This window comes from Aminobacter ciceronei (assembly GCF_014138625.1).
Taxonomy (GTDB): Bacteria; Pseudomonadota; Alphaproteobacteria; order Rhizobiales; family Rhizobiaceae; genus Aminobacter; species Aminobacter ciceronei.
In genome coordinates, this window is the sequence record NZ_JACJHY010000002.1 from 244,031 (window position 1) to 263,800 (window position 19,770).

The 19,770-nt window shown below is 64.4% G+C and carries 18 protein-coding genes; 7 read left to right on the forward strand and 11 right to left on the reverse strand.

What is annotated here, in order from left to right; genetic code table 11:
• Positions 1 to 19: 19 nt before the first annotated feature.
• Positions 20 to 2,593 carry a GcvT family protein gene (locus HNQ95_RS03340; RefSeq protein ID WP_182573393.1) on the reverse strand — a complete coding sequence of 858 codons (2,574 nt, stop codon included), beginning with the start codon at positions 2,591 to 2,593 and terminating at the stop codon, positions 20 to 22.
• 45 nt (positions 2,594 to 2,638) lie between these two features.
• Positions 2,639 to 4,216 carry a trimethylamine methyltransferase family protein gene (locus HNQ95_RS03345; protein WP_067961012.1) on the reverse strand — a complete coding sequence of 526 codons (1,578 nt, stop codon included), beginning with the start codon at positions 4,214 to 4,216 and terminating at the stop codon, positions 2,639 to 2,641.
• A gap of 304 nt (positions 4,217 to 4,520) precedes the next feature.
• Between HNQ95_RS03345 and HNQ95_RS03350 the strand changes: the two genes are divergently transcribed.
• Positions 4,521 to 5,621, forward strand: a complete 1,101-nt coding sequence (locus HNQ95_RS03350) for an MFS transporter (RefSeq protein ID WP_246340561.1) — start codon at positions 4,521 to 4,523, stop codon at positions 5,619 to 5,621.
• Between the two features lie 58 nt (positions 5,622 to 5,679).
• Here the strand turns inward: HNQ95_RS03350 and HNQ95_RS03355 are convergent, their stop codons facing one another.
• Positions 5,680 to 6,057, reverse strand: a complete 378-nt coding sequence (locus tag HNQ95_RS03355) for a COG4315 family predicted lipoprotein (protein ID WP_067961015.1) — start codon at positions 6,055 to 6,057, stop codon at positions 5,680 to 5,682.
• Positions 6,058 to 6,388: 331 nt separating this feature from the next.
• On the opposite strand from HNQ95_RS03355, the gene HNQ95_RS03360 reads away from it, so the two are divergent.
• From HNQ95_RS03360 to HNQ95_RS03370, 3 genes are all read left to right on the forward strand, one after another.
• Positions 6,389 to 7,768 carry an aspartate aminotransferase family protein gene (locus HNQ95_RS03360; RefSeq protein ID WP_067961017.1) on the forward strand — a complete coding sequence of 460 codons (1,380 nt, stop codon included), beginning with the start codon at positions 6,389 to 6,391 and terminating at the stop codon, positions 7,766 to 7,768.
• Between the two features lie 52 nt (positions 7,769 to 7,820).
• The gene (locus HNQ95_RS03365; RefSeq protein ID WP_067961019.1) at positions 7,821 to 8,231 is read left to right on the forward strand and encodes a carboxymuconolactone decarboxylase family protein; all 411 of its coding nucleotides are present in this window, start codon (positions 7,821 to 7,823) and stop codon (positions 8,229 to 8,231) included.
• A 96-nt stretch (positions 8,232 to 8,327) separates the two neighbouring features.
• Positions 8,328 to 8,699: a hypothetical protein gene (locus HNQ95_RS03370; protein ID WP_067961021.1), complete on the forward strand. Its 372-nt coding sequence runs from the start codon at positions 8,328 to 8,330 to the stop codon at positions 8,697 to 8,699.
• 235 nt (positions 8,700 to 8,934) lie between these two features.
• Here HNQ95_RS03370 and mmsB read toward each other — a convergent pair whose 3' ends face one another.
• Together mmsB and HNQ95_RS03380 are read right to left on the reverse strand one after the other, a co-directional pair.
• Complete coding sequence (gene mmsB, locus HNQ95_RS03375) at positions 8,935 to 9,819, reverse strand: 3-hydroxyisobutyrate dehydrogenase (RefSeq protein ID WP_154383929.1); 885 nt, start codon at positions 9,817 to 9,819, stop codon at positions 8,935 to 8,937.
• Between the two features lie 103 nt (positions 9,820 to 9,922).
• Positions 9,923 to 11,098 carry an isobutyryl-CoA dehydrogenase gene (locus tag HNQ95_RS03380; protein WP_067961029.1) on the reverse strand — a complete coding sequence of 392 codons (1,176 nt, stop codon included), beginning with the start codon at positions 11,096 to 11,098 and terminating at the stop codon, positions 9,923 to 9,925.
• A gap of 117 nt (positions 11,099 to 11,215) precedes the next feature.
• Here HNQ95_RS03380 and HNQ95_RS03385 point away from each other — a divergent pair, with 117 nt between their 5' ends.
• Both HNQ95_RS03385 and HNQ95_RS03390 read left to right on the forward strand, forming a co-directional pair.
• Positions 11,216 to 11,833, forward strand: a complete 618-nt coding sequence (locus HNQ95_RS03385; RefSeq protein ID WP_067961030.1) for a dimethylsulfonioproprionate lyase family protein — start codon at positions 11,216 to 11,218, stop codon at positions 11,831 to 11,833.
• Positions 11,834 to 11,836: 3 nt separating this feature from the next.
• Positions 11,837 to 13,306 (forward strand): cobyric acid synthase, encoded by a 1,470-nt coding sequence (locus tag HNQ95_RS03390; RefSeq protein WP_067961039.1) that lies wholly within the window; start codon positions 11,837 to 11,839, stop codon positions 13,304 to 13,306.
• A gap of 6 nt (positions 13,307 to 13,312) precedes the next feature.
• Here the strand turns inward: HNQ95_RS03390 and HNQ95_RS03395 are convergent, their stop codons facing one another.
• The 3 genes from HNQ95_RS03395 to HNQ95_RS03405 all read right to left on the reverse strand — a co-directional run bounded on the left by HNQ95_RS03395 (position 13,313) and on the right by HNQ95_RS03405 (position 15,482).
• The gene (locus HNQ95_RS03395; protein WP_067966378.1) at positions 13,313 to 13,732 is read right to left on the reverse strand and encodes a VOC family protein; all 420 of its coding nucleotides are present in this window, start codon (positions 13,730 to 13,732) and stop codon (positions 13,313 to 13,315) included.
• Positions 13,733 to 13,810: 78 nt separating this feature from the next.
• Entirely contained in the window at positions 13,811 to 14,635 is an 825-nt protein-coding gene (locus tag HNQ95_RS03400) for a helix-turn-helix domain-containing protein (RefSeq protein ID WP_067961041.1), read from the reverse strand.
• A 61-nt stretch (positions 14,636 to 14,696) separates the two neighbouring features.
• On the reverse strand, positions 14,697 to 15,482 hold the full coding sequence (locus tag HNQ95_RS03405) for a TSUP family transporter (protein WP_067961049.1): 786 nt from the start codon (positions 15,480 to 15,482) through the stop codon (positions 14,697 to 14,699).
• 162 nt (positions 15,483 to 15,644) lie between these two features.
• On the opposite strand from HNQ95_RS03405, the gene HNQ95_RS03410 reads away from it, so the two are divergent.
• Positions 15,645 to 16,076, forward strand: a complete 432-nt coding sequence (locus HNQ95_RS03410; protein ID WP_067961052.1) for a tellurite resistance TerB family protein — start codon at positions 15,645 to 15,647, stop codon at positions 16,074 to 16,076.
• Between the two features lie 109 nt (positions 16,077 to 16,185).
• Here the strand turns inward: HNQ95_RS03410 and HNQ95_RS03415 are convergent, their stop codons facing one another.
• The 3 genes from HNQ95_RS03415 to HNQ95_RS03425 are packed head-to-tail and all read right to left on the reverse strand — an operon-like array spanning position 16,186 to position 19,618.
• Entirely contained in the window at positions 16,186 to 17,811 is a 1,626-nt protein-coding gene (locus HNQ95_RS03415) for an ABC transporter ATP-binding protein (RefSeq protein ID WP_182573392.1), read from the reverse strand.
• On the reverse strand, positions 17,808 to 18,674 hold the full coding sequence (locus HNQ95_RS03420) for an ABC transporter permease (protein WP_067961057.1): 867 nt from the start codon (positions 18,672 to 18,674) through the stop codon (positions 17,808 to 17,810). The genes HNQ95_RS03415 and HNQ95_RS03420 overlap by 4 nt, the downstream gene beginning before the upstream one ends.
• On the reverse strand, positions 18,671 to 19,618 hold the full coding sequence (locus tag HNQ95_RS03425) for an ABC transporter permease (RefSeq protein WP_067961060.1): 948 nt from the start codon (positions 19,616 to 19,618) through the stop codon (positions 18,671 to 18,673). Before HNQ95_RS03425 ends, HNQ95_RS03420 begins: the two co-directional genes overlap by 4 nt.
• Positions 19,619 to 19,770 lie beyond the last annotated feature (152 nt).

A 19,770-nucleotide genomic window follows, 5' to 3' on the forward strand; every position in this document is an offset into this window, starting at 1 on the left:
TCTCTTGCTTGGAGCCGAACTACCCCCGCATCTTGTCACCGCTCGGATCAAACGGCGGCTCGACATTGATGCGGGCGGGACGGCGGTGGCCGAGGATCTCGATCTCGAACAGACCTTCCGCTTCGTTTTCGGCAAGCGCAGCTGGCACATAGCCTTGGGCCATCGACTTCTCGACATAATGGGCATAGCCGCCCGACGTCACCCAGCCGACCACACGCCAGTCGCCGTCGACGATGCCGCGCACCGCGGATGCGCCGGTGGCGGCGTCCGAACCGCGCACTTCCTTGCCAGTCTCATCGAAGCGCGGCGCACCATAGCCGTGCGGCTTTTCGATCGTGCCGAAATCCTTGGCGCCGACCTTGGCCCAGATCGGCTCGTCGCCCATCACGTCGGCGTCCTGCGCATCGACATAGAAGGAGACACGGCGCAGCTTTGGCCCCTCGGCGTGCTCCCTGGCGGCTGCCTCGCGGCCGATGAAGTCGTTCTTTTCGAGCTTGATGAAGCGCTCCATCGAACCCTCGAACGGCCCATAGATCGGGCGAAGCTCGCGGAACCAGGTCGGGAAGTTCTTTTCTAGGCGCATCGACAAAAGTGCCCGCATGCCGAAATCGACGATGCCGAACTCTTCGCCGGCGTCCTTGATCGCCTTGTAGACGAGGCGCTGGTAGGCAGGCGCCATCCAGATCTCGTAGCCGAGGTCGCCGGTATAGGTGATGCGGTTGACCATGCAGGGCGCACCTCCGACGGCCATCTCGCGAAAATCCATGAAGCGGAAGGCCTTGCTGGAGACGTCCTCGTCGACCAGCTTGGCCAGCAGCGCCTGCGACTTCGGGCCTGCAATCGACAGGCCGACGAGGGTCTGGTCGAAGCGGTGGATGCGCACCGATCCGTCCTTGGGCAGGTGCTGTTCAAACCAGCGCATGTGATACTTCTGCGCCGCCGACGAGCCCCAGATCATGAACGTGTCGTCGCCAGTCTTGGCAATCGTGAAGTCGCCGATCAGCCGGCCGAACTCGTTCAGCATCGGCGTCAGCACGATGCGGCCGTTCTTCGGCATGCGGTTGGTCATCAGCCGGTTGAGGAAATCCTCCGATGCCGGGCCCGACACTTCGTATTTGGCGAAATTGGCGATCTCGGTCACGCCGACGCGGTCGCGTGTGGCGCGAACCTCATTGCCGATATGCTCGAAATCGTTGGAGCGGTGGAAGGAGACGATGTCCTTGGGCTCTGTACCCTTCGGAGCAAACCACAACGGCGTTTCCAGGCCCCAGCTGTCGCCCATGACGGCATTGTTGGCGACCATGGTGTCGTAGAGCGGGGTGGTCTGGGCCGGCCTGGCGGCGGGCAGTTCTTCATTCGGAAAACGGATCGAGAAGCGGCGCGAGTAGTTTTCGCGCACCTTGGCGTTGGTGTAGCGCAGGCTGGCCCATTCGCCCCAGCGCGCGACATCCATGCCCCAGACGTCGAAGCCCGGGTCGCCGTTGACCATCCAGTTCGACAGAGCGAGGCCGACACCGCCGCCCTGGCTGAAACCGGCCATGACGCCGCAGGCGACCCAGAAATTGGTCAGGCCCTGGACCGGGCCAACCAGCGGGTTTCCGTCGGGCGCGAAGGTGAAGGGTCCGTTGATGACCTGCTTGATGCCGGCGTTGGCGATGCCGGGGAAATGCTGGAAGCCGATTTCCAGCGACGGCGCGATGCGGTCGAGGTCGGGCGCGAGCAGTTCATGTCCGAAATCCCACGGCGTGTTGACAGGCGACCACGGCTTGCAGGCCTTCTCATAGGTGCCAAGCAGGATGCCGTTGCGTTCCTGGCGCGTGTAGATCTCGCCCTTGAAATCGAGCACGCCGATCATTTCCCGGCCGGTTTCCTTGTTGAAGGCCTCGACCTCCGGCATCGGCTCGGTCAGCAGGTACATGTGCTCCATGGCCAGGACCGGCAGCTCGACGCCGACCATACGGCCGACCTCGCGCGCCCACAGGCCACCGCAGTTGACCACGTGCTCTGCCCTGACGGTGCCCTGCTCGGTAACGACGTTCCAGGTGCCGTCGGGATCCTGCGTCAGTTCCTTGACCGGGTTGCGCAGCACGATCTCGGCGCCGAGCTTCTTCGCCGCCTTGGCGTAGGCATGGGTTGTGCCTGACGGGTCGAGATGGCCTTCGACGGGATCCCACATCGCGCCGACGAAGTGCTTTTCGTCCATCAGCGGGAACATCTTCTTGGCTTCGGACGGCGTGATGAGTTCGGTGTCCATGCCGAGATAACGGCCCTTGGCATGGGCCAGGCGCAGGAAGTCCATGCGCTCGGGGCTGTCGGCAAGCATGACGCCGCCGGTCAGGTGCAGCGAGCAGGACTGGCCGGAAATCTCCTCCAGCTCCTTGTAGAGCTGGACGGTGTAGGCCTGCAGCTTGGCGACGTTGGGGTCGCCGTTGAGCGTGTGGAAGCCGCCGGCGGCGTGCCAGGACGAGCCGGAGGTGAGCTCCGAGCGCTCGATCAGCATGATGTCGGTCCAGCCGGCGCGGGCGAGGTGATACACCACCGAGCAGCCCACAACGCCGCCGCCGATGACAACTGCTTTCACATGGGATTTCATAAGGTTATGTCCGAGTTGTAAGAAATTGAATCGGCTTGATGGCGATCAGAAGTCGGTCGGGGCGCCGCCTTCGGCCTTGCGCTTGTCGACGAAGGCGTTGAGCTCTTCGCGGATGGCGGGGTCCATCCAGGGCTCCTCGTAGGAGGCGAGGCGCTCCTTCCAGACGCGATTTGCCTTTTCCACCGCCGTCGGGCTGCCGGCCTCGGCCCAGGTCTCGAAATTGCGCCAGTCGGAGATGATGGGCGAATAGAAGGCATTCTTGTAGCGCGACTGGGTGTGCGCGGTGCCGAAGAAGTGGCCGCCGGGGCCGACGTCGCGGATCGCGTCGACGGCGAGCGCGTCTTCCGACAGGTCCAGCGGGGTCAGGAACTCGGCCACCATCTGCAGCAGGTCGATGTCGAGGATCATCTTCTCGTAGGAGCAGCGAAGGCCGCCCTCGAGCCAGCCGGCGCCGTGCAACATGAAGTTGGCGCCGCCCTGGATCGCGCCCCACAAGGAGAAGACGCTCTCATAGGCTGCCTGAGCGTCGACGGCGTTGGCAGCGCAGACATTGGAGGTGCGGTAGGGGATGTTGTAGCGGCGGGCGAGCTGGCCGCCGACAAGCTGGGCCTTCATGTATTCGGGCGTGCCGAAGGCCGGGGCGCCCGATTTCATGTCGACGTTGGAGGTGAAACCGCCATAGCCGACCGGCGCGCCCTTCCTGACCATCTGGGTGAAGGCGAGGCCGGAGAGCGCCTCGGCATTCTGCTGCACCAGGGCGCCAGCGATGGTGACGGGCGCCATCGCACCTGACAGGGTGAAGGGGGTGACGATCACCACCTGGCCCATCGACGACATCTGGATGATGCCTTCCATCATCGGCACGTCGAGCTTCAGTGGCGAGTTGGTGTTGATGATGGTGTAGACCGAGGGCTCCACCATCATCTGCTCGCGGGAAATGCCGCGGGCGATGCGGGTGATCTCGATGCCGTCGACGTTGCGCTCCTTGCCGAGCGAATAGATGTGAAACACCTTGTCGGTCAAAGTCGCCAGATCGCGGATGCATTCGAGATGGCGGATCGAGGGATGGATGTCCACCGGTTCGACAGGATAGCCGCCCGTCGTCTGCAAAATGTTGTGCATCTGGGCGAGCTTGAGGAAGTTGCGGTAGTCGGCCTGGTTGCCCGGGCGACGGCCACGATCGAGATCGGAACAGTTGGGCGCCGACGCCATCTGCGAAATGACGAGATTGTTGCCGCCGAAGCGCACATTGTGGGCCGGATTGCGGGCATGCAGGGTGAACTCGGCCGGTGCATGCGAGATCAACTCGAGGATCATGTCGGAATCGAAGCGGACGCGCTCGGTGCCGTCGCGCACGTCGGCGCCATGTGCCTTCATGATGCGGCGTGCCTCGTCGTGCAGCACGTCGACGCCGATCTCCTTGAGCACCCGCAATGAGGCAAGGTGGATGGACTCCAGCTCGTCGTCGGAGATCAGCCTGGTCGGTGCAAACGGGATCTTGAGCTGGCGGAAAGGCGGCTGCTCGAATGCCTGGGCGCCGCCGGCGCGCTTGCCGGCACGACCGCCGCGTCGAGCGCGGTCGGAGGCAGGAGCCTGTTCGGCTGTTTGCAGGGCCACGGTCATGGAATCCTCACGGCAAGCTTCAGTGTCGGGAGGCATAATGGACCGGGGCAGTGCTGCTCATTGCGGAGGTGGCGACAAGTAGCGCGAGGGAAACGACATCGTCGACGGGTGCCGTGGGGACAGCGACCGATTGGGACTGGACCGACGTTCTCCGTCGTGGTGAGGCATCCGGCACAGGGCGCATCATCTATAGGATCGCCGTCATTCGATTCTCCTGGTGACTGCTTTGACCTCTCCCGCTTCCACCGCCGCCGAACCGCCTCTCAGGTGGGCACCGCTTGTCGGCGTCACCGCAGCACTTGCGATGTTTGGCGCAGCGCAAGGGCTGAGCTATCCGCTGTTTTCGTTGCTGATGCAGAAACAGGGCATGCCGCCGGCGATGATCGGCCTGTCGGCGGCGATGATGCCGCTGGGCCTGATCGCCTCCGCCGCCTTCGTGCCTTGGGCCGTGCGCCTCGTCGGGGCGAGAAACCTGGCGGTCGGCTGCTCGATCGCGGCTGCCATCTGCTTCCTGCTCATCGGCTATCTCCAGGACTGGTTCGCCTGGTTCGTCCTGCGCTTCATGATCGGGGTGGTCATCAACCCGCTCTACATCCTCGGCGAGGTGTGGGCGCTGTCGATGGCCCCGCCGTCGCGGCGCGGGCGCGTCATGGGCGTGTTCAACACGCTGATGGGGGTCGGTTATGCCAGCGGGCCGCTGGTGCTGACCTTCGTCGGCACCGCAGGCTGGACGCCTTTCGTCATTGCAATCGTCGGCTTCCTCGCCTGTGCCACCGTCCTGCGCATCTTGTCGGATCTGTCGGGCTTCGAGGATGACGGCCAGTCCAAGGGCGGTGTGCTTGGCTTTGCGGCGCTCGCGCCGGCGCTGCTGTTTGCCGTGCTCGTGTCGGCGGCCAACCAGCAAAGCACCTATTCGCTGCTGCCGGTTTTCGGCGCCGGCCACGGGCTGCCCGAAGCCATGCTCGCCGCGATGCTGACGGCACTGTCGATGGGCAACATCCTGCTGCAAATTCCGCTTGGCCTGATGGCGGAACGGGTCGGCGGCCGTGCCATGATCCTGTTTTGCGCCGCGGTGACGGCCATCTGCGCCGTGCTTTTGCCGCTGCTGATCGAGACGAGGCTGATCTGGCCCGTGCTCGTGGTGATGGGGGCCGTGGGCTATGGCGTCTACACCATGGCACTGGTCGAACTCGGCAACCGCTTCAACGGCAGTGTGCTCGTCGCCGGCAACGCGGCGTTTGCGCTGATGTGGGGCATGGGCGGCATTGTCGGGCCGCCAAGTTCGGGGCTGGTGATGCAGACTTTCGGCCCGATCGGGCTGCCGGCGGTGCTGGCGAGCCTGAATGTCACCCTGCTGGCCTTCGCCTTCTATCGCGCTGCAGTCCGGCGCCACAGGACGGATTAGGGCGGGGGCGGACTGGGGCGGGCTGCGCGACGAGGTGGCCCCGTCGCGCAGCAAAAGGTCAGTCGGCCTTGGCGATGTGCCAGACGCCGCCCTTGCCCTCGCCGGTGACGTCGCCGGCCTTTTTGTCCTGGACGAAGGTGTAGAGCGGCTTGCCTTCATAGGCCCACATCTTGGAGCCGTCGTCGCGGGTGACGACGGTCCAGTCGCCTTCGTCCTTGGCGTCGGCCGCAGCCATCAGCGGCGGCCAGTTGACGGCACAGTCGCCATTGCAGGCCGACTTGCCGGCGCTGTCCTTGTCATAGGTGTAGAGCGTCATGCCGTTGGCGTCGGTGTACATCTTGCCGCCGGCGCCTTCGGCGATCTTGGCCGGTTCGGCGGCGAAGGAGAGGGCTGAACTCGCAAGCAGGAGGGCGAATGCGGACAGTACGGTCTTCATGATGGTTCTCCCTGGGTTGGCCGCAAAATGCCGGCCACACGGGCAGTCAACGCTTGCCATCGCCGATCTATTCCCGCCATGAGGCGCAGGAGAGGATTTTTCCAGCACTTGTGGCCGGCGCTTGTAGATTGGCGAAACGCCGGGTTAGAGTGCCGGCATGTGCGCATTTCATGCTCATACCCCGGCAGCGGACGCCGCATCGAAGCCGTCGCCGCGGACGCGGCACACCGAGCTTCTGCGGCTTTGCGCACGCATTGGCTACTCGCCGCCCGCCTGAACTCGAATCCGCCCCGGCGCCTGCCGGATCGATTCAAGAGAAAGGCACAAGCCAATGACTTATCAGAACTATTCGCTGAAGCAGCTTCAGCAGATCGACGCCGCGCATCATCTCCACCCGTTCACCGACCACAAGGAACTGCGCGAGGCGGGCTCGCGCATGATCACCCACGCCGAAGGGCCGTTCATCTACGATTCGGAAGGCACCGAACTGCTCGACGGCATGGCCGGCCTGTGGTGCGTCAATGTCGGCTACGGCCGCGACGAACTGGCCGAAGCGGCCTACGCCCAGATGAAGGAAATGCCCTACTACAATTCCTTCTTCAAATGCTCGACGCCGACGCCGGTGCTGCTGTCGAAGAAGCTCGCGGAACTGGCGCCCAGGAACATCAACCAGGTGTTCTACGGATCGTCGGGTTCGGAATCGAACGACACGGCGCTCCGCCTGGTGCGCCACTACTGGGCGCTCGAGGGCAAGCCCGAGAAGAACCGCATCATCTCGCGCAAGATGGCCTATCACGGCTCGACCGTCGCCGGCACATCGCTCGGCGGCATGGAGGGCATGCACCAGCAGCTTGGCGGTGCCGTGCCCAACATCGTCCATGTGATGATGCCCTACGCCTATGAACTGGCGCTTCCAGGCGAGAGCGATGATGATTTCGGCCTGCGCGCCGCCAGGTCGGTCGAGGATGCGATCCTGGAGGCCGGCGCCGACAATGTCGCCGCCTTCATCGGCGAGCCGATCATGGGGGCGGGCGGCGTCAAGATTCCGCCGGCAAGCTACTGGCCGGAGATCCAGCGCATCTGCCGCAAATATGACGTGCTCCTGATGCTCGACGAGGTCATCACCGGCTACGGGCGCACTGGCGAGTGGTTTGCGGCCCAGACCTTCGGCATCGAGGCCGACACGATCACCACCGCCAAGGCGCTGACCTCGGGCTACCAGCCGCTGTCGGCGCTGCTGGTCGGCGATCGTATCGCCTCGACGCTGGTCGAGAAGGGCGGTGAGTTCTATCACGGCTACACCTATTCCGGGCACCCGGTGGCCTGTGCGGTGGCGCTCAAGAATATCGAGATCATCGAGCGTGAAGGGCTGGTCGAGCGGGTGAAGACCGACACCGGCCCGTATTTCGCCCAGATGCTCAAGGAGCGCATCGCTCGCCACGGCCTCGTCGGCGAAGTCCGTTCGGTGGGCCTGATGGGCGCCATCGAGATCGTCAGGGACAAGGCGACCAAGGAGCGGTTCTCACCGGGCGGCAGTGCCGCGGTCGTGGTGCGCGACCATGCGATTGCCAACGGCATGATGATGCGCGCGACCGGCGACTCGATGATCCTGTCGCCGCCGCTGATCTGGACTCGCGCCACCATCGACATGGCCGGCGACCGTATCCTGAAGGCGCTCGACCTCGCCGAAGCCGATCTCAGGAAAGCCTGATGCCAGATTGCCGGGCAGGGGATTTCTGCCCGGCCTACCCCGGGAGCGAACGATGAGCGGCAAGCCGATCGTGCCTTTGATCCAGTATGAGGATGCAAGCGAGGCGGTCCGCGCCGTCTATGACGACATCCTGGCTTTCAGGAAGGTCGACTGGATCAACAATTTCTGGAAGGTGCTGGCGCATGACCCGGCGCTGCTCAAGCGCACCTGGGAGTCGGTGCGCGAGGTGATGGCGCCCGGCGCGCTCGATCCGCTTACCAAGGAACTGATCTATATCGCCGTATCGGCGACCAATGGCTGCGAATATTGCACCTACTCCCATACGGCGGCGGCGCGCAGCAAAGGCATGAGTGAAGCCCAGCTGATGGAATTGCTCGCTGTTGTCGGCATGGCCAACGAGACAAACCGCCTCGCCAACGGCTTGCGGCCGCCGGTGGACGTGCAGTTCGAACCAAGGGACTGAGGCGATCGGCTTGTTCATGACAGTGCCGCGGCTTATATTGTGCACTGCACAATAAGCTCGCGCGCATAATCGGCCGGGCAAACCGGAGTGCGCGAGATGAAGAATAGACGATTGGCAAGGGCCTCGCGCCATTCCGGCGCCATTGCCGGCAATCTGATGCTGGCGCCGATGGTCATGGCGATGCGGTTGCCGATGATGGCGACCGAAGCGCGCAAGGGTGGGCCACTGCATGGCGAAAGCCTGGCGGCTGTAACCGAAAAGACGACCGCCATGGCCGAAGGCATGGTGGCGGCGCAGATATCCTACTTCCAGTCGGCGCTGCAGTTCTGGCCGGAAGTGCTGTCGGGCCGCACGCCATCGGTGCTGAACGGCGTTGCCGCGCAAAAGTCGGTTGCAGCCGCGTTGAAGCCGGCCAGCAAGCGCGTGCGCGCCAATTTTCGCCGGCTGGCGACGAAATCCGGGACATGAGGGGTGGGCACAACGCAAAAACCGCGTCCCGGACGGGAACGCGGCTTTGCCACTATTACGCATGGCCCTTCGCGACGCTTGACCAGCGAAGGTTTACAGCTCCGGTACGCGAGACCTGATCCGGAGCCAGAGGCGGCTGCGAAGCCCGCCCTTGCAAACCGTTTTAGCTGGACATCGTTACCGCGTGGTTATCGAGAGCTTAAGCAAACCTAAATTTTGAACTTTTTTGGATTAATCAGGCCGCATCGCCACGCAGAAACCTTATGATGCCGGAGAAGTCCGTGCCGCCATTGCCGAGAGCCGTGAACAGGGCATAGAGCTGGGTTGCCTCGGCGCCGAGCGGAGTGACGGCACCGGCCTGCTGCGCCGCTTCCTGCGACAGCTTCAGGTCCTTCAGCATCAGGGCTGCGGCAAAGCCGGGCTGGTAGTCGCGGTTGGCCGGCGAATTGGGCACCGGGCCGGGGACCGGGCAATAGGACGTCAGCGACCAGCACTGGCCCGAGGAGGTCGAGGCGACGTCAAACAGCGCCTGATGCGACAGGCCGAGCTTTTCAGCGAGCACGAAGGCCTCGGCAACGCCGATCATCGAAATGCCGAGGATCATGTTGTTGCAGATCTTGGCTGCCTGGCCGGCGCCGGCGTCGCCGCAATGGACGATGCGTCCGGCCATCGGCTTGAGCACCGGCTCGGCCAAGTCGAACGCCGCCTGCGCGCCGCCGGCCATGAAGGTCAACGTGCCGGCCGCAGCACCGCCGGTGCCGCCCGAGACCGGCGCGTCGACCGACAGCAGGCCATTGCTGGCAGCAATCGCATGTGCCTTGCGGGCTGAATCGACGTCGATGGTCGAGGAATCGATGAGCAGCGCGCCCTTCTTCAGCTTCGGCGCGATGTCCTCATAGACCGTAAGCACATGCTTGCCGGCGGGCAGCATGGTGATGACCACATCGGCATCCTTGGCGGCGGCGGCGGCATTGGCCATGACGGTGACGCCGTTGTTGCGCGCCGTCTCGAGATGCTCGGGCATCAGGTCGAAGCCGAGCACCGCGTGGCCGGCCTTGACGAGATTGGCGGCCATGGGGTTGCCCATGTTGCCCAGTCCGATGAAGGCGATGGTGGTCATTGGTTGGTTCCTCCAGTGGGAAGGGAGTAGGGCGGTAGGGAGTAAGGGAACAGGGGGACAAGGCAGTGGGGCAATGGGAGTGTCCCCCTACTGTCCTCGACCGCTACTTTCCGATCAGATGCCTGGCGATGATGACACGCATGATCTCGTTGGTGCCTTCGAGGATCTGGTGGACCCTGAGGTCACGCACCAGCTTCTCGATGCCGTAGTCGTGCAGATAGCCGTAGCCGCCGAGCAGCTGCAGGGCGTCGTTGGCAATGTCGAAGCCGGTGTCGGTGACGAAACGCTTGGCCATGGCCGACCATTTCGAGGCGTCGTGCGCCTTGCGGTCGAGCCTTGATGCGGCGGCATAGAGGAACAGGCGGGCGGCCTGGAGTTCGGTTTCCATGTCGGCGAGGCGGAACTGCAGCGCCTGGAAGCGGTCGATGGTCTGGCCGAAGGCCTTTCGCTCGGCGGTGTAGGCCAGCGCCTTGTCCAGCGCCGACTGGGCGCCGCCGACAGAGCAGGCGGCAATGTTGAGCCTGCCACCGTCGAGGCCAGCCATGGCGATGCCGAAGCCGGCACCCTCATCGGAAAGCAGGTTTTCGGCCGGCACCTTGCAATCGTCGAAGATGACCTGGCGGGTCGACTGCATATGCCAACCCATCTTGTGCTCGTTGGCGCCGAAGGACAGGCCGGGCGCATCCTTGGGGATGACCAGCGTCGAGATGCCCTTGGGGCCGTCGGCACCGGTGCGGACCATGGCGACATAGACGTCGCTGTCGCCGGCGCCCGAGATGAACTGCTTGGTGCCGTTGACGACGAAGTCGCTGCCGTTGCCGCCGCTGCGTACCGCTTTGGTCTTGAGTGCTGCGGCGTCCGAACCGGAACCCGGCTCGGTCAGGCAATAGCTGGCGAGCCATTCCATCGATGTCAGCCTGGGCAGGAGGCGCTGGCGCTGCTCCTCGTTGCCGAAGCGGTCGATCATCGACGCGGCCATGTTGTGGATCGAGATGAAGGACGAGAAGCCCGGGCAGGCATGTGCCAGCTGTTCGAAAACCAGCACGGCGTCGAGACGGGTGAGGGCGGAGCCGCCGACATCTTCCTTGACGTAGAGGCCGCCGAAGCCGAGCTGGCCGGTTTCGCGGATGACGTCCTCGGGGAAGCGCCTGGCCTTGTCCCATTCAAGGGCAAAGGGCGCCACCTTTTCGGCGGCGAAACTGCCCGCCATTTCGCGGATGGCCAGCTGATCTTCGTTGAGCTCAAACTGACCGGCGGTCGCGTCGATTGCGGCGTCCATGTCGGCCTCCCTGTCGTTTTTTGGCTATGCGCGGGGCTCAATCTAGACCAATGATGCGGCCGCGCAACCCGACCTTCAACAGAGCGGCTGTGCGCAAATGCATGGGCGAGAACGAACGTGGCGACAAATTTTGATGGGCTGCTGCAGGCCTTCAGAGGCTTTCTCGAGGCAACCGATTCGGTGGCGCCAGTAGGCGAATTCCTCGGCGACATCGACTGGGACATGCCCGCGCGTCCGTTGAGGCCGCATGCTGTCGCGTGCGCACGCCTTCTCGACCGCGCCGTCGAATTGGCGCCTGCCGGTTGCCGTCCCTTGGCTGAGCTTGTGGCGCGGCATCGCGGCGAACTGCACTGGGGGCAGACCTACACGGCAGCGGATTTCGGGCAGCGCTTCCTCTACAATTACGGCTGGGCGGAGATGTTCGGCACGCGCGGCCACTATGCCAACGACACGGTGGCGGGCGGCTTCCTCGTGCTTGGCCCTGATGTCGAATATCCCGACCACCACCACCTTGCCGAAGAGATCTACATCCCGCTGACCGGCGGCACGGCGTGGCGAATGGGCGATGCGCCGTTCGGCCCGCGCGATGCAGGCGAAGTGATCCACCACGCCGCCAATGTGAACCACGCCATGCGCACCGGCGGCGAGCCGCTGCTCGCGCTCTATCTCTGGCGCGGCGGGCCGCTGGCGGCCAGGTCGACGGTTTCAGGAACAGCCGCTGGCGTAAGGGCCTGAACCATGGCCAAGGCGATCATGCTCCAGGGCACCGGCTCGGATGTCGGCAAAACAGTGCTGGTGGCCGGCCTTTGCCGGGCGGCGCGCAATCGCGGCATGCAGGTGCGGCCATTCAAGCCGCAGAACATGTCGAACAATGCCGCGGTCGCCGACATTTCCGGCGCGGCAGGCGGCGGCGAGATAGGCCGCGCGCAGTGGCTTCAGGCGATAGCCTGCGGGGTCAAGCCGTCGATCCACATGAACCCGGTGCTGCTCAAGCCGCAGAGCGACATCGGCAGCCAGGTCGTGGTGCAGGGCAAGGTCTTCGGTTACGCCAAGGCGCGCGATTATCAGGAACTGAAGCCCAAGCTGATGGGCGCGGTGCTCGATTCCTGGCAGACACTGGGCGAGGGCGCCGAGCTGATCGTCGTCGAGGGCGCCGGCTCGCCCGCCGAGATCAATCTTCGTCCGCGCGACATCGCCAATATGGGCTTCGCCACCCGCGCTGGTGTGCCCGTCATCCTCGTCGGCGATATCGATCGCGGCGGGGTCATCGCCTCGGTTGCCGGCACGCATCTGATCCTGCCGGAAGACGATCGGCGCATGATCGTCGGCTATCTGATCAACAAGTTCCGCGGCGATGCCAGCCTGTTCGACGACGGCATCAAGGCAATCGGGCATTTCACCGGCTGGCCCTGCTTCGGCGTCGTGCCGTGGCTCAAGGCGGCGGCGCTGCTGCCTTCGGAGGATTCGGTGATCCTCGAAAGGCTGGCCGGCGGGGAAGAGCGGGCGCTCAAGGTTGCCGTGCCGATGCTCGGCCGCATAGCCAATTTCGACGATCTCGACCCGTTGCGTGCCGAACCGCAGGTCGAAGTGGTGTTCGTGCCGCCGGGGCAGCGGCTGCCCGAGGATGCCGGGCTGGTGGTCATTCCGGGGTCGAAATCGACGATCGGCGACCTGCTGCTGTTCCGCGACAATGGCTGGGACCGCGATCTCGAGGCACATCGCCGGCGAGGCGGTCATGTCGTCGGCATCTGCGGCGGCTACCAGATGCTCGGCCGTATCGTGCACGACCCGCTGGGCATCGAAGGCAGCGTTACGCGCGCCGAAGGTCTCGGCCTGCTCGACGTCGAGACGGTGATGGCGCCGGAAAAGACCGTGCGCAATGTCGAGGCGCGCTCGGTGCGCTATGGCGAGCCACTGTCCGGCTACGAAATACACCTGGGCAAGACCACGGGCGCCGATTGCGTCAGGCCGACAGCCGTCATCAATGGCGTCGACGATGGTGCGACCTCGGCCGACGGCAAGGTGTTCGGCACCTATATGCACGGCCTGTTCGGCGCCGACGGTTTCCGCGGGCGGTTCCTCGAAAGTCTTGGCATCAGGGGCGGCGGCATCGACTACCGCGCCGAAGTCGAGCGCGCCCTCGACGAGATTGCCGAACAGCTCGAACGCCACCTCGACTGCGACGCGATTTTTGCTGCCGCGCGTTGAAGTCCATCAGGCGGCCGGTTCGCCTGCTTTCGGCCAGTAGGTGCCGACACTCCAGACATTGCCCTCGGGGTCGCGGCAGATGAACTCGCGGCTGCCGTAAGCGCGATCGGTGAGTTGCTGGACGATGTCGGCGCCTGCCGCCTTGGCCCTGGCATGGACGACGTCGACATCTTCGACCGCCAGATAGATGGCCTTGCCGCCATTGTGGCCGGGTTCGCCAACGATGGCGCCGAAGGCGTCGGCGCGAGACGACCCGATCATGATCATCGACGATCCGAGCGCGAGTTCGGCGTGACCGACGTCGGCGCCGTCCATGTATTTGGCATGGACGAGAAAGCCGAAGGCTGTTGCGAGCCAGTCAATCATGGCGGCAGCATTGGCGTAGCGCAGCGTCGGGAATATGCGGGGAGCTTCCGGGGTAGGCATCTGGCGCCTCCTGTGGCGTTGAACGATCACCCAGTGTGGCCGCGTGCCTGATGGCGGTATTGAACAAATGTAACCGGCTCAGTCGAGCCCGGTCGGTGTGGCGCCGGCAAGCGCGCGGAACTCGCGCACCATGTGGGCCTGATCGGCATATCCGCACTCAACGGCAAGATCGGCCCAGCTTGTGCGATCCGCCCGTTTTGACAGGTTTGCGGCGCGATTGAACCTTGCGATGCGCGCGATGGATTTCGGCCCGACGCCGACCTGGTCGGCGAAGCGGGCGGCCAGGTGCTTGCGGCTCCAGCCGATCTCGTCGGCGATGGATGCGACACGGGCCCGGCCGCCGCTGGCGACGATCGTTGCCAGGGCCCAGCCGATTTCATCGGAGATAGCCGGCATCCTCGTCAGCCGTTCGATGATGAAAGCCTCGGTCATGTCGAGCCGCCGATGCCAGTCGGTTTCATCGCCAAGCCGTTCTCGAAGCCGGTGGCCGGCGCTGCCGAGCACCTCGTCGAAAGGCACCATGCGGTCGGCAAGCTTGCTCATCGGCAGGCTGAAGAAGCGCCTTGCGCCAAGCGGCGTGAAATTGACCTGGATGCAGCAGGCCCGGCCAAAGGAATCGATGATCACCGGTCCGGCGTGGATGCCAGCGGCAAAGCTTGCGAAGCGGTCATTGTCTCGGGGTGCCCGGCTCAGGCCGATGGCGAAGGCTTCACCGAAACTGATGATCAGCGGAACATGCAGCGAAGCGACCTCGGTCTGCCTGACATAGACAGGGACAAGTTCGCGAAAACCGATGAGTTTGGTGACGATGCCGGCGAGCTGTGGCGAAGGCGTGCGCCGCACGAACTCGAACTGCGCCGGGGCAGGCTCATCAGGTGTCTCGTCGCGTTGGCCGCTTGCCATGTCATGGCTCCGCCGGGGCAAACGGACGATATCAGCCAGGGGGCAGACGGTCAAAACGCCGTCACAGGCCGATCATCACGCGCAGCGGGTTGGTGGGGTCGATGAGCAGGCGGATGGCCAGTGCGACGCAGGTGCAGACCAGCAGCGGCTTGATCAGCTTTGCGCCGTTGCGCATTGCCATGTGGGCGCCAAGCCGGGCGCCGAGGAACTGGGCAATGCCCATCAGCACCCCGATCTTCCAGGCAACCACGCCGACAAGCGCGAAGGCAATGAAGCTGCCGACATTGGAGGCGAAGTTGAGCAGCTTGGTATGGGCGGTGGCCTTGAGCACGCCGTAGCCGGCCAGGGTGACGAAGGCGAGCATGAAGAACGAGCCGGCGCCGGGGCCGAACACGCCGTCATAAAAGCCGATCAGCGGCACCACTGTCAGTCCGAACAGCAGGGGCGGCAGGCGTTCGACGCGATCGACGTCATCCATGTTGGGCTTGAACGCGAAGTACAGCGCAATCGTGATCAGCAGGAACGGCAGAAAGATGCGCAGGATGTCGCCGGGCAGGACCGTCGCCAGCATGGCTCCGAGCATCGCGCCGACGAATGAAATGGCTGCGAACGGCAATTGCTTGCGCAGGTCGACATGGCCTTTGGCGGCGTAGCTGATGGTGGCGGAGCCCGAGCCGAACAGCGATTGCAGCTTGTTGGTGCCGAGCGCCTCGAGCGGCGGTAGGCCGGCGAGCAGCAGTGCCGGAATGGCGATCAGGCCGCCGCCGCCTGCTATGGAATCGATGAAGCCGGCGATGAAGGCAGCCACGATCAGGATCAGCAAGGTTTCTGTGGCTATGTCGAACATCGGTGCGGAGATCTGTCCAGGAGTATGAGGCCTTCGACCACAGCGCACCCGCTTGCGCAATAGCGCGTCGGCGGCAATGCTGGCCCAGCCATTGGGCCAAGTGTTTTTCGCCGTGCATTGCTCTATATCGGAATTGCAGTTGCCTCGACGGAAGGGATTCGCATGGTAACAGGATTGCTGACCCAAATTCTGAACATGTTCGAGGGCGACCCCGGCGTCCGCAAGGTCGCCGACGACCCCGTGCTTTCGGCCGAGCTGCTGCTGCTGTTCCGGATGATCCTCGCCGACGGTGTCGCCAGTGAAGCCGAGATGATCGCCTTTCGTCGGATCTGCACCGAAGCCTTCGGCATCGCCGAGAGCAGCATCGATGGCGTCATCGAATATCTCAACGAGTTCGGCTACGAGACCAACGGTTCGCAGGCCATCGCCATGTTCCGTGATCTCGACGTCGAACGACGCCGGCAACTGGCCCGCCACATGGCCGAGATCGCCAAGGCCGACGCCCATCTGGCGGAAAACGAGGTCAAGCTCCTGCGCCGCACGCTCGATTTGCTGGGCATCAGCCCCGTCGATGTGGTGAAGCCGGCGACTTAGGCTTTTTTCCAGGCTTGATCGCCGGGTCCCCGCTGCTTCGCATCGTCCCGGCGTTCGCTAGCCTTTCATCGTACACTGGCACGATGAATTCGCTAAGCGAACCGGCTGCTCACCCCTGTTCCTGCAGCCTCCGGGCGATTGCCCGGTGCAGGTCGGGTGCTGCCGAGACAAGTGCCTGCGCGGCCTCCGTCTGCGGATGGTCCAGCACTTCAGATGTCTTGCCGCGCTCGACGATCCGCCCTTCATGCATGATCAGAACGTCGTCTGTTATGGCGCGGGCGACGGTCAGGTCGTGTGTGATGAAGAGATAGGCCACGCCCAGCTTCTGGTTGATCTCGGCGAACAGGTCGAGGATTTGCGCGCGGATCGAGACATCCAGCGCCGACACAGGCTCGTCCGCCACCACCAGCTTGGGCCGGGTGATGATGGCGCGGGCGATCGACAGGCGCTGGCGCTGGCCGCCTGAAAACTCGTGCGGGTATTTCTCCATGTCGGAACGGCTGAGGCCGACTTCATGCAGGGCGCGACCGACCATGTCGCGACGTTCCTTGCGGTCTGGCTTGCGCTCGAGAAGATGCAGCGGTTCGCCAACAAGCCGCTCGACGGTGTGACGCGGGTCGAACGAGCCGTAAGGGTCCTGGAACACCACCTGCATGTTGCGGCGGGCGCGGCGCATGGCGGTCTCGTCGGCGCGGGTAATGTCCATGCCGCGAAACTTGATGGTTCCATCGGTGGGGGTGTCGAGCGCAAGGATCATCCGCGCAAGGGTCGACTTGCCGCAACCGGAGCGGCCGACAAGCGCTACCGAAGCACCCGGCTTCATCTTGAGCGAGACGTTGTCGACGGCACGGACGGGTTCCGGCTTCGAAAACAGCGACCGTCGCCGGCCGGGATAGTCCCTGGTCAGATTGGCGACGTCGAGCAGGGTGTCGGGTGCGGTTTCGTCGATATGAGGCCTGACGCGGGCCGGCACGTGCATCGAGGCCAGAGCCAGCTGGCGGGTGTAGGGATGGGTTGCCTCCGACAGCGTTCGTGCGGTGTCGCCACACTCCGTCACCATGCCCTGGCGCAGGATGGTGATCCGGTCGGCCATTTCGGTGACGACGGCGAGGTCGTGCGAGATGAACAGCAGGCTCATCCGGTTTTCGCGGACCAGTTCCTTGAGCAGGTCGAGGATCTGCGCCTGCAGCACGACGTCGAGTGCGGTCGTCGGCTCGTCGGCGATCAGCAGTTTGGGCTTCAACGCGCAGGCGATGGCGATGGCGACGCGCTGCCGCTGGCCGCCGGACAATTCGTGCGGATAGCGCGACAGCGGGAATTTCTGCTCCGGCAGGCCGACCCGGTCGAGGATTTTCCGCGCTTGCGCCTCGGCCTCGGCCCGGCTCGCCCTTGTGTGCCACCTGATGCCTTCGGCGACCTGCTCGCCGATCGTCTTGACCGGATTGAGCGCTGTCATCGGCTCCTGGAACACCATGCCGATGTCGTCGCCGCGCAGCGCGCACATCTGGGCCTCGGTGGCAGAGAGAATGTCGATGCCGTCAAAGGTGACACGCCCCTTCATCTGCGATGCCGCAGGCGTGAGGCGCATGACGGCAAGTGCCGTCATGGATTTTCCCGACCCGGATTCTCCGACGAGCCCCATCACCTCGCCGGGTTCGATGGCGAGGTCGATCTCCTTCAGCACCTGCGTCCGGCCGATCCTGAGCGACAGCTTTTCGATCTCGAGCAGGCTCATGGGCGACGCCTCGACCGCGGATCGAAGATATCTGAGATGCCGTCGCCGAGCAGGTTGAGCCCAAGCACGGTGATCAGGATCGCGCAGCCGGGGAACAACGCCAGCCATGGCGACACCATCATCAGCGTCTGCGCGTCGAACAGCATGCGTCCCCAGCTCGGCATCGGCGGCTGCGTGCCGAGCCCGACATAAGACAGGGCGGCCTCGGCCAGGATACCAAGCGCGAACTGGATGGTGCCTTGCACCAGGAGCAGGTTGGCGATGTTGGGCAGGATATGCTCGACGGTGATGCGGCTCTTGTTCTTGCCGGCGGCACGGGCGGCAAGGATGTATTCGCGCGGCCAGATCGACAACGCGCCGGCACGCGCGACGCGGGCGAAGACCGGGATGTTGAAGATGCCGATGGCGATGATGGCGTTGATCGCGCTCGGTCCGAAGACAGCGGTGATCATGATCGCCGACAGCAATGCGGGAAAGGCGAAGACGAGATCGTTGAAGCGCATCAGCGCCTCGTCGACCCAGCCACCACGCGCTGCCGCCCAGCAGCCGAGCGGCACGCCGATGCCCATGCCGATGACGACCGCGACAAGCGCCACGGCGATCGAGTTGCGCGCCCCGATCATGATCATCGACAGCACGTCGCGGCCGAAATGGTCGGTGCCGAACCAGTGCTCTGCGGAGGGCGGCTGCATGCGGTCGGCGACGACGAGCCTGGTGACGTCGAAGGGGGTCCAGAAGAACGAGATGGCCGCCATGGCAGCGACGACCAGGGCGATGACGAGGCCGATGACGAAAGAGCGGTTGCCGAACGCACGGCCGACGAATTCGCCGAAACCTTCGCTGTGAGGTGTCGCTTCGTTCATTGCCGTGCCCTCAGGCGCGGGTCGACCAGCGCATAGGACAGATCGACGATCAGGTTGACCAGCACCACGGCGGCGACCAGCAGCATCACCACGCTTTCGACGACGATCAGGTCGCGCTGGATGATCGCCTGGAAGACAAGGCGTCCCAGGCCCGGCAGATAGAAGACATTTTCGATGATGATGGTGCCGGCGAGCAGGAAGGCGAATTGCAGGCCCATGATGGTCAGCACCGGGATCATGGCGTTGCGCAGCGCGTGCCGCCACAGCACTGCGCGCATCGGCATGCCCTTGGCGCGTGCCGTGCGGATGTAGTCCTCGTTGAGCACCTCGATCAAGGCGGCGCGGGTGACGCGGGCCAGGATCGCCGCCTGCGGCAAGGCGAGGGCGAGCGCCGGCAGGATCAGCGCCTTGAGCGCCGGCCAGATGCCGTTGCCCCAGCCGGGAAAGCCGCCGGCGGGCACCAGCCGCAACCAGACGGCGAAAACATAGACAAGCAGCAGCGCGAACCAGAAATTGGGCATGGCGACGCCGACCTGTGCCACGGCCATGGCAGCGGTGTCGCCAGCCTTGCCACGGCGCGCGGCGGCGAACAGGCCGACGGGGATGGCAATGAGTGTCGAAAGCGTCAGGGAGATCACCGCAAGCGGGAAGGAGACGACAAGCCGCTCCCTGATCAGGTCGATCACCGGCACCGAATAGGTGTAGGATTTGCCGAAATCCAGCCGGAGCAGGCCGCGGATCCAGTCGAGATAGCGCAGGATCAGCGGCTGGTTCAGCCCCATCTGCTCACGCAGCAGGTCGACCTGCGCGTCACTGGTGTTCATGCCCAGCATCAGCCGGGCCGGATCTCCGGGGACGACCTCGAGCATCAGGAACACGACGAGCGAGGCGACGATGAGGGTCGCAATTCCGATCAACAGGCGTTTGAGCAGATAGATCGTCATCAAGCGCAAACTGCCCGAGAAAATGCCGCTTCGAAAGCTCGCAAAGGTTGCAGAGAAGCGCAGTTCACAGAACTCTTGCGATGCTCCCAGAAATAACGGCGACGAAGTTCGTCGCGAGTGCCTTCATATCGGCAGGCAACATGCCGTGCTTC

What these genes read in the sequence shown, in the direction of transcription:
- HNQ95_RS03410 (WP_067961052.1), top strand. Translation starts at nt 15,645, where the DNA reads ATGGTAACAGGATTGCTGACCCAAATTCTGAACATGTTCGAGGGCGAC.
- HNQ95_RS03425 (WP_067961060.1), bottom strand. Translation starts at nt 19,618, where the DNA reads ATGACGATCTATCTGCTCAAACGCCTGTTGATCGGAATTGCGACCCTC.
- HNQ95_RS03400 (WP_067961041.1), bottom strand. Translation starts at nt 14,635, where the DNA reads ATGGCAAGCGGCCAACGCGACGAGACACCTGATGAGCCTGCCCCGGCG.
- mmsB (WP_154383929.1), bottom strand. Translation starts at nt 9,819, where the DNA reads ATGACCACCATCGCCTTCATCGGACTGGGCAACATGGGCAACCCCATG.
- HNQ95_RS03355 (WP_067961015.1), bottom strand. Translation starts at nt 6,057, where the DNA reads ATGAAGACCGTACTGTCCGCATTCGCCCTCCTGCTTGCGAGTTCAGCC.
- HNQ95_RS03395 (WP_067966378.1), bottom strand. Translation starts at nt 13,732, where the DNA reads ATGCCTACCCCGGAAGCTCCCCGCATATTCCCGACGCTGCGCTACGCC.
- HNQ95_RS03415 (WP_182573392.1), bottom strand. Translation starts at nt 17,811, where the DNA reads ATGAGCCTGCTCGAGATCGAAAAGCTGTCGCTCAGGATCGGCCGGACG.
- HNQ95_RS03350 (WP_246340561.1), top strand. Translation starts at nt 4,521, where the DNA reads ATGTTTGGCGCAGCGCAAGGGCTGAGCTATCCGCTGTTTTCGTTGCTG.
- HNQ95_RS03390 (WP_067961039.1), top strand. Translation starts at nt 11,837, where the DNA reads ATGGCCAAGGCGATCATGCTCCAGGGCACCGGCTCGGATGTCGGCAAA.
- HNQ95_RS03370 (WP_067961021.1), top strand. Translation starts at nt 8,328, where the DNA reads ATGAAGAATAGACGATTGGCAAGGGCCTCGCGCCATTCCGGCGCCATT.
- HNQ95_RS03345 (WP_067961012.1), bottom strand. Translation starts at nt 4,216, where the DNA reads ATGACCGTGGCCCTGCAAACAGCCGAACAGGCTCCTGCCTCCGACCGC.
- HNQ95_RS03405 (WP_067961049.1), bottom strand. Translation starts at nt 15,482, where the DNA reads ATGTTCGACATAGCCACAGAAACCTTGCTGATCCTGATCGTGGCTGCC.
- HNQ95_RS03340 (WP_182573393.1), bottom strand. Translation starts at nt 2,593, where the DNA reads ATGAAATCCCATGTGAAAGCAGTTGTCATCGGCGGCGGCGTTGTGGGC.
- HNQ95_RS03365 (WP_067961019.1), top strand. Translation starts at nt 7,821, where the DNA reads ATGAGCGGCAAGCCGATCGTGCCTTTGATCCAGTATGAGGATGCAAGC.
- HNQ95_RS03360 (WP_067961017.1), top strand. Translation starts at nt 6,389, where the DNA reads ATGACTTATCAGAACTATTCGCTGAAGCAGCTTCAGCAGATCGACGCC.
- HNQ95_RS03420 (WP_067961057.1), bottom strand. Translation starts at nt 18,674, where the DNA reads ATGAACGAAGCGACACCTCACAGCGAAGGTTTCGGCGAATTCGTCGGC.
- HNQ95_RS03380 (WP_067961029.1), bottom strand. Translation starts at nt 11,098, where the DNA reads ATGGACGCCGCAATCGACGCGACCGCCGGTCAGTTTGAGCTCAACGAA.